This is a genomic window from Pseudomonas sp. FW305-E2 (assembly GCF_058782925.1).
Genome location: NZ_JBYSYE010000032.1, coordinates 28,499 through 40,408, shown reverse-complemented (window position 1 = coordinate 40,408; position 11,910 = coordinate 28,499). Strand labels below are relative to the sequence as shown.

Genomic DNA, 11,910 nt, shown 5'->3' with positions numbered 1-11,910 from the left:
GCTGCTGTGTAGCCCTTTCGCGACGCAAGGCCGCTCCCACACGGATCGCGCCAGCTTTCAGAAATTGAGCAAGACAGTTGGTCCCACAGAGCCCGCGTTGGCCTTTCAACGGCGATGCTTCTGCCGCAACGGCACCAGTAGATCACCCAGCCCGTTGTGATCGATCTCATGCATCAATGCCAGCAACCCGCCCAGTTCTCCTGCCGGGAAGCCCTTGCGCGCAAACCACGCCAGGTAGTCACCGGGCAGGTCGGCAATGATCCTTCCCTGGTACTTGCCGAACGGCATGCTGCGGGTCACCAGTAGTTCGAGGGTTTCCGGCTTCATCTTCGCGCACCTGGCTGTGGAAAGGCGCCGACCATACTGCAATCTGCACGAAGCCCCAAGCGGCAATCATGCAGAACGCCGTAATCAGCAGTCGACAATAAAGCTATAAGTTATTGAATCATAATGGTTTTGCGTTTTTTAAAAGCGTGGCACGAACACTGCAACTCTCTAGAGGACTATCACCTGCCAAGGAGTTCGACCATGAGCAACCCCAACAAAGACGTGATCGACGTACTCAACGACCTGATCGAGTACAGCAAGGATGGCGAGAAAGGTTTCAAGGCCTCGGCCGATGATGTTAAGAATCCCGAACTGAAAGCGTTCTTCGTCCAGCGTGCGGGTGAGTGCGCCAACGCTGCCAGTGAATTGCAGGGCGAAGTACGCCGCCTGGGCGGCGACCCGGAAACCTCTACCAGCATCAGTGGCGACCTGCACCGCGGCTGGGTCAACCTCAAGTCGATGGTCACCGGCAAGGACGAAGAAGCCGTGCTGAACGAGGTGGAGCGTGGCGAGGACCACGCCCTCAAGGCCTACAAGGAAGCCCGCGAAAAGCTGGTGAAACTGGGCCGCACTGCCAGCGACATGACCTACAGCCTGGTGGAAAAGCAGCTGCAAGGCGTGCAGCGCAACCATGACCAGGTCAAGGCCCTGCGCAACGCTGCCCGCGCCCGCTCCTAATCGAGCGGGCCCTCTACCCGATTTCGGCCATTGGCCTTGGCGCGGTAGAGCGCTTCGTCCGCAGCACCCAGCACCCTGCCAAGGTCATGCTGGGTGCCGGACAGACCGATACCGATGCTCACGGTCACTGCGTGGGCATCATCCGCAAACGGCGCCAGCGCCTCGACGCTGGCGCGGATGCGTTCAGCCAGTAGCTGGGCCCCGGCCAGATCGGTTTCTGGCAGCACTACCTGAAACTCCTCCCCACCATAGCGCGCAGCCAGGTCTGCGGGGCGACGAATGCAGGCCTCGATGGCCTTCGCCACTTCGCGCAAGGCATGGTCGCCACCGGCATGGCCATGGCGCTGGTTGAATGCCTTGAAGTGGTCCACGTCCACCATCAGTATCGCCAGCGGCTTACGGCTGCGTTGGGCGCGGGCCCATTCCTGGCGAAGCACATGGTCCAGCCTGCGGCGGTTAGCCAGGCCAGTCAGGCTATCGGTGGAAGCGAGCATCGCCAGGTTTTCTTCGGCTTCGTGGCGGCGGCGCAGTTCGCGGCCGAGCAGCAACGTCAGCCACAGAATGCCCACGCACAGACCGCCGGTGGCGACGCTGACCAGAATGGCGGTGCGGCGCCAGGACTCGAAAACCTCGTCGGCCGAGTGCGCCACCAGCACGATCAGGGGCAATTGCGCGACCCGGGCGAAGGTGAATATGCGCGGCTTGCCGCTGCTGTGGGAGCGGGCGGTGAAGCTACCGCTCTGTTCACTGAGGATGCGTTTGAAATTGGGCCGTTCGGTGTAGTAGGTGCCAATCAGTGGGTCCTGCCCGCGGTAGGGCTGGCGGACGAGCAACTGCCCATCGGTATTGAACAGGTTGATGCTGCTTTCGTGGCCAATGTCCAGGCGCTGGAACAACTCATTGAAGTACGACAGGCGCAGCGCACCCGCTGCCAACCCGGCGAACTCGCCATTGGGGCCGGAGATACGTCGGCTGAAACTGATACACCAGTCCAGGTCGCCAAGCTTGGCCTTGAACGGGGGGCCCACCAGCAAGCCGAGATTGGCATTGTGCTGGTGGGCCTTGAACACCCCGGTGTCGCCGAAGTTGGCCTTGCGCGGCACGCTGCTGGTGGAGTCGCCGACGACATTGCCTTGCTTGTCCAGCCACAGCACGTCACCGCGCTTGCGGTCGACGAAGGCTTCATTGAACAGCAGGCGCTGGCGTATCGGGCCGGGGACTTCCGGCAGTTCCTTGCGCCCGACGGCCCAGATCAGGCCTTGCAGTGATTGGTCGTAGAGTTCGACGTTGCGCAGAATGTCGCTTTCAATCAGCTGGACGATGTTGTTCGAGGAGCGCACCGCCGACTGCTCGACACTCTCGCGCTCGCGGGCAAGCAGGTAGCTGACGATGGCCACGATGGCGAGCACGGCAAGGCAACTGCCCAGATTGAGGATCAGCTCGGGGTGCGACCTGTAGATTGCGAAACGCGGGGATTGGGTGGGCATGCTCGCTACTGCGTGGGCAGGGCCATTCGCGGCGGCGGTATTCTAGGGAAGCAGGGATTGTCGGACAAGATTTGTCCGACGGAAGCACGGTGTACTGTTCTTTTCGAGTTGCCGTGTGCCCCTGTAGGAGCGGATTTACCCGCGAACATCGGCGAAGCCTTCTTCGCGGGTGAACCCGCTCCTACACTGGCAGCAAAAGATCAGAACACGTTCAGTGGGTAGTCGACGATGACCCGCACTTCATCGTTGTCGCTGTTGCTGTCGATCGACGCATAACCCTGGCTGCCGCGGTGGGTGGCATAACGCACCAGCACCGACAGGTCCTTGAGGTCACCTTCCTGGAACACGTATTTCACGTCCAGGTCGCGTTCCCAGTGCATGGCGTTCTTGCCATCTTCACGGTAGTAGTCGTAGTGAGTGGTGTCCTGAGTGGCCTTGGTCAGGTCAGCCTCGCCGCGCGAGTAGGACAGCGAGGTAGACAAACCAGGCACGCCGACACCGGCGAAGTCATAGCCGTACTGCAGTTTCCACGAACGCTCGTTCGGCGCGTTGAAGTCCGAGTACATGCGCGAGTTGTCCAGGTACACGCTGTCGCCCAGGTTGATGTAGTCGAATGGCGTGTTGCCGTTCACTCGCTGGTAGGCGGCGGTGACGCTGTGGAAGCCTGCGTTGACGGTGAAGTGCACGCTGTAGGTGTTGTTGTCGATCTTGCCTAGCAGGGCCTGGCCGGTGTCCTGGGTGTGATAGAAGTGCACGCCCGGGTTCAGGCTGACCAGGTCATTGACCACATAGGTGTAGTCGAAGTCCGCGTAGTACTGGTTCCAGATGTCCTTCAGCTCGGCGGCGTACAGGTTGGCGGTGATGTGCTCGGTACCGCTCCACGACGCGCCGGCCCAGTTCAGGTGCTTGCTCTTGTCGTGCTCGTCCAGTGACCCGTAGTAGGTGTCGATGCGGCGGTGGCCGCTCTGGTTGTACGGGTGGGTGAAGCTGACCTGGCCGCCTTCGAGCAACAGGCCATCAATGCTGGTGTTGGTCAGGCTTACACCGCGGAAAGTTTGCGGCAGCATGCGCGTTTCACCGCCGGCGATCACCGGGTTGGTGAGGAACAGGTCACCGGCTTTCAGTTCGGTGTCGAAGGCCTTGAGCTTGACCGCAGCACCGGCAGTGGAGAACGAATGCGGGGCAGCGCCCAGTTCGCCGTCGTCCTTGATGTGTTCGGGCAGGATGCTGGTGCCGGCATGGCCGCCACCGCCGTCGAGCTTCAGGCCCAGCATGGCATGTGCATCCAGGCCAAAGCCGACCACACCTGGGGTGTAGCCCGACTCGAAACGCGCTACCGCGCCTTGGCCCCACTCGCGGGTGTCGCGCACGCCGGCGTTGTGGTTGTCGCGGTTGAAGTAGGCATTACGAAAATGCAGGTTGAAGGACGAACCTTCGATGAAGCCATCAGCCTTGTCTTCATCTGCCTGGGCGGCGAAAGGGATCGTTGCAGTCAACGCAATGAAAAGCGGGGTAAAACGAAACGCGGAAGGCACCGGTACTAGCTCCTTTGGTCTGACGGTGGGGCAGTTTTTATATTTGAATGTGCGTCTTTTTTATAGGTACACGTTACAGCCGGGCTGAGTGTTAAAGCACATAAAAAAAGCCGCTGATCGGCAGCGGCTTTAAAAGGCTAACATATCGGCACCGGAGGTGCCCATGGCGTAGCCAAGGGAAAGAAGGAACAGCGACAGCGTTTGATCAGCTGTCGGCATTGGCATCGACGGTCACTTTGGAAGCTGTCTGTTTCGCGTCTTTTGCGGTATCTGCCTTGTTTGCGGCAACAGCCTCACGGGCCTCTTGATGGACCGCCGCGAACGCTGCATTACGGGTAACGAAAGCCGGGGATTCTTCGGCCATGGCCAGGGGCGACAACAACAGGGAAGACAGGACGAAGACGCTGGCAATACCCATACTGTTGGACATTTGAAACTACCTTCTTGCGGTGCAAGTGCTAATGAGGACAGGGGTAAAGTTAGTCCTTTCAGTGCACTCGAAACAGAGCGAAGTGCGATAAGCACTGTTGCGCAAAAGGTAACGATCCTTGCAAAAATCAATAGGACTTTCGGCGAAAGTCCCGTGCTAGAGCACCTGCACAGGGTGCCGCCTTGGGCAAAATGGTCAGGCTAGAAACCGATAAAGGCGTAATAAACCGGGGTTTGATGGGTTGTGCGCAAACCCAGTGCCTGCAAGCTTGCCGTCAGCGCTTCATCCTGCACATGCAAGGTCCACTGCGCCCCTTCATTCCCCTGTACCTGTGCCAGCGCCGCAGCAAAGGCCCCCATATCCGGCAAGTAGGCGGTAAACCCATTCCCCTTGAGCGCACTGGTCGTCATGCCCAATGCCTGGCACACCGCCACCTTGGCGGCAATGTCATCGCGGTCGGCCTGGCGCGAAGCCTGTACCAGTGCCTGCAGTTCCACATCGACCAGTTGCGCGCCATGAATCAGCTCCGGCCCCTGTTGCCAAGCCTCAGGCGGGCAGTCTTTGCTGTCTGGCCGCAGCGGGATATGCGGGTTGATTTCTACCGGATAGATGCGACACACCAGCGGGCGCTGCTCATAGATGGTGCAGAGGTCGTTGGCGTCGAGGTTACGGCAACGTCCGGGGTTGAATGCAGCAAAGGTCACCGAGACGCGTGCCTCGCCCTTGCCGCAATGCACTGGATGGGAGCGTCGCAGCACATGGTCACGCTGCTCCAGCGGCATGCCGGGGCCGTCCACGACGAAGGCCTCGATCAGTACCACCACCTGGCCGGCATCGTCCGCCCAGCGACGCGCTTCGGCCAGCGTCAGTGGCACATGGTGGCCGGTGCAGCATTTGCCGCAGCCGGTACAGCCGAAACGTAAGCGGTCGGTCACTTGGCCTCCGGGCTCCATTCACTGACGAAAGCACGCTGGTGCTGGCGGTCGTACAGGCACAGTTCGGTGCCGGTGCGCTGCTGCATGTGCTTCTGTGGGTAGACGCCTTCGATCAGCAGGGCACTCATGCCGACCTGGTCATCAAACTCGGCGGGCTTGCCGCGGGCATGGGCGTCCTTGAACTGGCTGGCGGTCAGGCAAGCCTTGAGCATCTGCTGGCGTTGCTCGTTCCAGGCCTGGCTACTGGAGGCCTGGGCAATACCGCTGAAGAGGGCGCAGCTGATCAAGATAGAGCTGAGAAGCTTCATACGCGATTCCGGCAATTTTCTTGCGAGGGGCGCGAATTATGCCCGAGTCACCCCCGGCGGCAAGCCGGGGAGTTTGTCGCTGAATATATCAGTGCTCGGCGAACACCACGGTACGCGCAGCCACCACCAGACAATCGGTCAGCTCTGGCGAGGAGAACTTGGTAAGGATGGCATTGGCCCCGGCCTGGGTCGCCTTTTCACTGCTCATGGCACTGTCCAGCGAGGTGTGCAGCAGCACATACAGGTGCTGGAAGTCGGGGGTTTCACGCAGTGTGCGGGTGAAGGCGTAGCCGTCCATTTCGCTCATTTCGATGTCGGAGACGATGATGTTGATCTCCTGCGCGGTGCCTTGCAGCTCCAGCAGCACGTTGATGGCGTCTTTGGCGCTGCGCGCGGTGTGGCATTCGATACCGAGGTTGCGCAGGGTGTGCACTGACTGCTGCAGGGCCACCTGGCTGTCGTCCACCACCAGGATGTTGGCGGCGGCCAGCAGGCTGGCGTCTTCTTCGTTCAAGGTGCCGTGCACTGGTTCGGCGACGGGCGGGGCGATGGCGTGTATGACTTTTTCGATGTCCAGCACCTGCACCAGGGTGTTGTCCACGCGCGTCACACCGGTGATGAACGAGCGGGTGCCCGAGGCGTAGGGCGGCGGTTTGATGTCGGTGCTCAGGCAATGCACGATGCGGCTGACTGCCTGTACATGCAGGCCTTGGCGCGAGCGGCTGATCTCTGTAACGATCAGGCAGCCACCCTGCGGGTCGACCAGTGGCTGTTCGCCAATGGCGCGAGACAAGTCGATGACCGACAGCGAGTGGCCCCGCAGGGTTGCCACACCTTTTACGTGGGGGTGTGACTCGGGCAGCTTGGTCAGCGGCGGGCAGGGGATGATCTCGCTGACCTTGAGCAGGTTGATTGCCATCAGCTTGCCGCTGCGCAGGGTGAACAGCAGCAGGGATAGCGAATCCGCGCGGGCATTTTGCGTGGCCATGGTGACCTTCGGTGAGGAGCAGGGGATAACCGGTTATCGGCCTGTTTGGGTTGGGCTTTAGGCATTTTGCACAGAACCCAGGAGGGCTAGGGACCCTTGTGGAAGCGGGCATGCCACGCGGTACATGGCACCGGCTTCGCCGGTGTTCGCGGGCATGCCCGCTCCCACAGGGATGTGTGTAAATGCTCGGTTCAGCGGCTTGAACAGGTAACCCAGGATGGTTTCTGGCCAGGGTGTCCGGCGAGATGCCCACTACCCAAGAGTGCTAGGGTGGACTTGTGGGAGCGGGCATGCCCGCGAAGCGTGCGACGCGGTACATGGCACCGGCTTTCGCCGGTGTTCGCGGGCATGTCCACGCCCACAGGGGGAGGTGTTTAAACGCCTGGATCAGCGTTCACGCAGGGCCTCCTTGGCCCGGTTCAGCGGCTTGATCAGGTAATCGAGGATGGTTTTCTCGCCCGTTCGGATATCCACCGTGGCAATCATCCCTGGCACGATCGCAAAACGCTTGCCGGCCTTGTTTTGCAAGCTGTCCTGTTCGGTGCGGATGAACACGCGGTAGTAGTAGATTTCCGGTTTGACCTCGTCCTGCAGGGTGTCCGGCGAAATGCCCACCACCTTGCCGTCCAGCCCGCCATAGACCGAGTAGTCATAGGCACTGATCTTGACCTTGGCCGCCTGGTCGGGGTGAATGAAGGCGATGTCCCGTGGCGCGATGCGGGTTTCGATCAGCAGGCGTTCGTCCATCGGCACGATCTTCATCACCTGGCCACCGGGCTGCACCACGCCACCCAGGGTGTTGACCTCGATGTCCTTTACGATGCCGCGCACCGGCGAGCGCAGGGTCAGGCGGGTGAGCGAGTCGCTGCGTCCGCGGATCACTTCCGACAGGGCGTCCGCTTCGGCGCTGGCCTTGGCCAGTTCTTCCCGGGCGCGCACCAGATAGTCTGAGCGCGCCTCGTTGGCTTTGAGTTCCAGCTCGGAACGCTGGCGGTTCAGGCGGATCACTTCAACCCGGCTGGAGGCACCCATCTTTGCCAGGTTCTCGGTGATCTTCAGCTCGCTGCGCACCAGCTGCAACGAGTCCTGAATACCCGCCAGGGTCTGTTCCAGGCCGCGGCGGCGGGTCTGGTACAACGCGGTTTCGGCATCGATCAGGTCAGGAGAGTCGCGCAGGCTCGCCGGGAAGGTCAGGGGCTTGCCGGTCACCTCTGCCTGCAGGCGAGCCTGACTGGCTTTGGCAGCCCGGTACTTGGCCTCGCTTTCACCCACGCTGGAAGCCGTCTTGGTCGGGTCGAGCTGGGCCAGTACCTGGCCGCGCTCGACCAGGTCGCCTTCGGCCACGCTCATCTGCGCGACGATACCGCCCTCGAACGATTGGATGACCTGCTCTCGCGAACTTGGAATGACCTTGCCTGTGCCGGTGGATACCTCGGTCACCTCGAACCAGGCGGCCCAGGCCAGGAACGCCGCCAGCATCAGCGCGCAGAGGGTGATGATGCGGCCGGCGCGGAATACCGCCTGGTCGTCCTGCCCGTCCAGGTAGGAGGCCGGGAGTTCATGGTTGCTCATGCCTGGGCTCCTTGCAGTTTGGCCAGGGCGGCATCGCGCGCGTCATCGATGACGATGCGCCCGGCGTCCAGCACCAGGATGCGGTCGACCCGCTGAAGAACACTCAGTCGGTGGGTTGCGATCACCAGTGTACGGCCCTGACAGAAGCGCTCCAGGTTATCCAGCAGCTTGCGCTCGGTCATGTCGTCCAGCGACGCGGTCGGCTCGTCCAGCAGCAGCACCTGCGGCTGGCGTACCAGCAGGCGCGACAGCACCAGGGCTTGGCGCTGGCCGCCAGACAAGCCCAGGCCTCCTTCGAGGATCAAGTGGTCCATGCCCTTGGGCAGGCGGCGGACGAAGTCCAGTGCGCCAGTGGCGGCCAGCGCGGCCACCAGTTCCTGGTCGCTGGCCTGGCCGGCGCCGAGGGTGAGGTTTTCCCGCAGGGTGCCGTGGAACAGCCTCGCGTACTGCGGCAGCAGGCCGACGTCACGGCGCAGGTCAGCAGGGTCGAGGTGGGCCATGGCGATACCGTCCAGGCTGATCTCGCCCTGTACCAGGTCCATGGCCCCACCCAGCGCCTGCAGCAAGGTTGATTTGCCGGCGCCGTTGCGGCCCAGCACGGCAATGCGCTCGCCCGGCTGGATGTCCAGCCGGCCAATGTTCAGCACTGGCGGGTAGTCTTCGCTGTAGCGGAAGTTGGCCTGGCGCAGGCGGTACTCGCCGTGAATGGCTGGCAGGTGCACGCGGGCTTCGCCTTCGGGGTGGTCGACTGGCGACTGCATCAGCTTGTCCAGGCCTTGCAGCGCTACCTTGGCCTGCTGCCAGCGGGTCAGCACATGGGTCAGCTGGGCGAGCGGTGCCATCATCCGCGACGAAAGCATGGATGCCGCCACCAGGCTACCCGTGGTGAGGTCGCCGGCGATGACCATGGGTGCGCCGATCACGATGACCACGGCAAACACGGCACCCTGCACGTTCTGCGTCCAGGTCACCAGGCCGTTGGTGAGGGTGCGCAGGCGCAGGTTGGTGTGCGCGCAGGCCGCGTTGTACTGGTTCCACTGCCGTTCGAAGCGTGCCTCCGCCTGCAGTGCCTTGATCTCGTCCAAGCCTTGGATACTTTCCACCAGCATGGCGTTGCGCAGTGCCGACTCACGCATCGAGGCATTGGCCAACCGTGCCAGGCGCCGTTGTGCAAGCAACCCGGGTAACACCATGGCCAGCAGCGCGACCAGCGGGATGAACACCAGTACGCCGCCGATCAGCCAGAACACGAACAGGAACAGCAGGAAGAACGGCAGGTCGGCCAGCACCGTGGCGGTGCTGGACGTGATCAGGTCGCGGATCGACTCCAGCTCGCGCAACTGCGAGATGAACGAGCCGGTGGACTTCGGCCGCACCGAGTTGCGCAGGCGCAGGGCATGGCCGTAGACCAGGTCGCTCACCCGCAGGTCGGCGCGCTTGCCGAGCAGATCGGTCACCTTTAGCCGCAGCAGGCGCATGCTGAAGTCGAACACCAGTGCCAACACCACACCGCCAAACAGGACGTAGAGGGTGGGCAGGGATTCAGCCGGTATCACTCGGTCGTACACCTGCATCGAGAACAGCACGCCGGCCAGCGCCAGCACGTTGGCCACCAGTGACGCGACCATCACCTGCCCATAGGGACGCAGGTCGCGTAGTACGATGCGGGCGAACCAGTGGCGGTCGTAAGGCGCGGTGTAGTCGTCGGTGCGCACATCGCGCAGTGGCCGGGCCGGGCGCAGCAGGGCCACGCGGTTGATACGGCCTTTCAGGGTGTCGCGGGGCAGACGCGAAGTCAGGCCCTGGTCACCGGCGAACACCACTGCCAGGTCGTCCTCTTCGGTCACCGACTCGACCACCGCCAGCTGCCCATCGTCCAGCTCCAGCACCAGCGGCGTGCGCCATTGCCGCAGGCCCTTGGCATCGAAGTGCACGAAGCGCAATGCCAGCCCCGCCTGACGTGCCATGTGGCGGAGGATTTCATTCAACGGGCGGGCATCCTCCGCAGCGGCCAGGCGAATACGCTGGGGTGATACGTCCAGGCGGTAGTGGTGTGCCACCTGCAACATCACCTCAAGCCAGGGGCCCAGGTCTGGCCGGTGGGCGGCGGCCTGCTCCGGCGCGGGCGCCTGGTTGGGCAGGGTCACATCGATCGAATCACTCATGGCTGGATCTCCACACCTTGCAGGTTGCGCCCCTCAAGGCCAAAGGCCGTGCGCAGGGCGCCGGTGTTGTACAGGCAGTCGACATCCAGGCGCAGCAGATCGGAGCGGGTGCCGGCAAGTTCGAAGCGTGACTGGTAGATCTCCTGCTCGGCGTTGAGCAGGTCGAGCAGTGGCCGTGTGCCCAGGTCCAGGTACTGACGCCCGTAGAGCATGCGTGCCTCCTGAATGCTGACCTGGCGTGCTTCCAGCGAGGTCAGCCTGCGGCCCAGCCCGGAGGTTTGCGCCTTGGCCTCGGCCAGGCCCCGACGCGCCTGCAGGCGTGCGGCGTCTTCGGCGGAATCGGCGGCGGTCAGCGCGTGGCCGGCAGCGCGGGTACGGGCGCTGATGGAGCCCCCTTGGTAGATGGGGACTTCGACGTTCAGGTAGATGCCCGCCTGGGTGCGGTCCAGCCGTGCGTTATCGCGGTTGTAGTCGTCGTCCAGGTAATGATTGACCTGCGGTTGCAACGACAGGGTAGGGTAGGCCTCCGCCTTTGCCTGGGCCAGCTCGGCCTGGCCCTGTGCGCGCTGGGCCAGGGCCATCAGCACGGCTGGCAGGCGGTCATCACCCTGTGCAGGGCGCTTGCAGGCCTGGTTCAGCTCGGCGGGTGAGCCTTCGGCCAGTGCCGGTGGGGTAACGCGGCCCATCAGCGCCGCCAGGGTCGAGCGCCAGCGCTCGTACTGCGACTGGTACTCCTCCAGGGTGGCACGGGCGCTTTCCACGCGGGACTCGGCCTGTACCACGTCGGAACGGGTGCTGGCGCCCATGTCGCTGCGCTGGCGCGCCATGCCGGCAATGTCGCCCACGCCGCGAATCTGGTCGCGGGCAATCGTCATCAGTTGCTCGTAGCGGCGGGTTTCGATCCAGGCATAGGCTGTGTCGCGGGCCAGGTCGTCGACCACCAGCAGGATATTGGCCTGGGCCCGGGCGGCGGCAGCCTGGGCCGCGTTGACGGCGCTGTCGACCTTGCCGAAGTCATAGAGCATTTGCTTGAGCGACAGGTTCAGGGCCTGGCTATTGCGGTCGCCGCCATAGCCGGTGTCATAACCGGTGCGGATACCGCCGGAAATCTGTGGGTAATACCCCGCACGGGCGACGTTGATGCCTTCGCCCTGCTTGTAAAGGTTGCCGATGGCCTCAGCGATGCTCGGGTGCCATTGCGCTGCCTGCAGCACCGCGTCGGTAAGGCTCAGCCGTTCGCCACTGGCGACCGGGGCCATGCCGATGGGGGGCCGGGCGGGCACCGCTTCGGGCGCATCGCGTAGCAGCGACGGCCCGATCTGGCGCAGGTGGGGGTCTATATCATCGGCTGCCTGGGCAACCGGGTGGAAGTTCAGGGCCAGGAGCCCGAAGGCTCCCAGCAACAGCGGTGACAGCGGACTGCTTCGCTTCACATAATTCCCTTACTGCTGGTCGTCCATGCCGCCGGGTATTCACCCGACGGGT

Annotated in this window: 11 protein-coding genes; 1 reads left to right on the top strand and 10 read right to left on the bottom strand. The window is 63.0% G+C overall.

Going from position 1 to position 11,910, the window contains the following annotated elements; translation table 11 throughout:
• Positions 1–105: 105 nt before the first annotated feature.
• Positions 106–327 (bottom strand): DUF3820 family protein, encoded by a 222-nt coding sequence (locus AC3WLP_RS20395; RefSeq protein WP_003247308.1) that lies wholly within the window; start codon positions 325–327, stop codon positions 106–108.
• 201 nt (positions 328–528) lie between these two features.
• On the opposite strand from AC3WLP_RS20395, the gene AC3WLP_RS20390 reads away from it, so the two are divergent.
• Complete coding sequence (locus tag AC3WLP_RS20390; protein ID WP_003247307.1) at positions 529–1,005, top strand: ferritin-like domain-containing protein; 477 nt, start codon at positions 529–531, stop codon at positions 1,003–1,005.
• Here the strand turns inward: AC3WLP_RS20390 and AC3WLP_RS20385 are convergent.
• From AC3WLP_RS20385 to AC3WLP_RS20345, 9 genes are all read right to left on the bottom strand, one after another.
• On the bottom strand, positions 1,002–2,492 hold the full coding sequence (locus tag AC3WLP_RS20385; RefSeq protein ID WP_014755361.1) for a sensor domain-containing diguanylate cyclase: 1,491 nt from the start codon (positions 2,490–2,492) through the stop codon (positions 1,002–1,004). The genes AC3WLP_RS20390 and AC3WLP_RS20385 overlap by 4 nt on opposite strands.
• A gap of 200 nt (positions 2,493–2,692) precedes the next feature.
• The gene (locus AC3WLP_RS20380) at positions 2,693–4,027 is read right to left on the bottom strand and encodes an OprD family porin (RefSeq protein WP_003247305.1); all 1,335 of its coding nucleotides are present in this window, start codon (positions 4,025–4,027) and stop codon (positions 2,693–2,695) included.
• 205 nt (positions 4,028–4,232) lie between these two features.
• On the bottom strand, positions 4,233–4,457 hold the full coding sequence (locus tag AC3WLP_RS20375; RefSeq protein WP_012051219.1) for a hypothetical protein: 225 nt from the start codon (positions 4,455–4,457) through the stop codon (positions 4,233–4,235).
• A 200-nt stretch (positions 4,458–4,657) separates the two neighbouring features.
• Complete coding sequence (locus tag AC3WLP_RS20370) at positions 4,658–5,392, bottom strand: YkgJ family cysteine cluster protein (protein WP_088513038.1); 735 nt, start codon at positions 5,390–5,392, stop codon at positions 4,658–4,660.
• Positions 5,389–5,700: a hypothetical protein gene (locus tag AC3WLP_RS20365; protein ID WP_003247302.1), complete on the bottom strand. Its 312-nt coding sequence runs from the start codon at positions 5,698–5,700 to the stop codon at positions 5,389–5,391. The genes AC3WLP_RS20370 and AC3WLP_RS20365 overlap by 4 nt, the downstream gene beginning before the upstream one ends.
• Positions 5,701–5,788: 88 nt before the next feature.
• Complete coding sequence (locus AC3WLP_RS20360) at positions 5,789–6,688, bottom strand: chemotaxis protein (RefSeq protein WP_088513037.1); 900 nt, start codon at positions 6,686–6,688, stop codon at positions 5,789–5,791.
• A gap of 387 nt (positions 6,689–7,075) precedes the next feature.
• The gene (locus AC3WLP_RS20355; protein ID WP_003247300.1) at positions 7,076–8,260 is read right to left on the bottom strand and encodes an HlyD family type I secretion periplasmic adaptor subunit; all 1,185 of its coding nucleotides are present in this window, start codon (positions 8,258–8,260) and stop codon (positions 7,076–7,078) included.
• Complete coding sequence (locus AC3WLP_RS20350) at positions 8,257–10,425, bottom strand: type I secretion system permease/ATPase (protein ID WP_003247299.1); 2,169 nt, start codon at positions 10,423–10,425, stop codon at positions 8,257–8,259. Before AC3WLP_RS20350 ends, AC3WLP_RS20355 begins: the two co-directional genes overlap by 4 nt.
• Positions 10,422–11,858, bottom strand: coding sequence for a TolC family outer membrane protein (locus AC3WLP_RS20345; RefSeq protein ID WP_088513036.1), 1,437 nt, complete (start codon positions 11,856–11,858; stop codon positions 10,422–10,424). The genes AC3WLP_RS20350 and AC3WLP_RS20345 overlap by 4 nt, the downstream gene beginning before the upstream one ends.
• Positions 11,859–11,910: the final 52 nt, after the last annotated feature.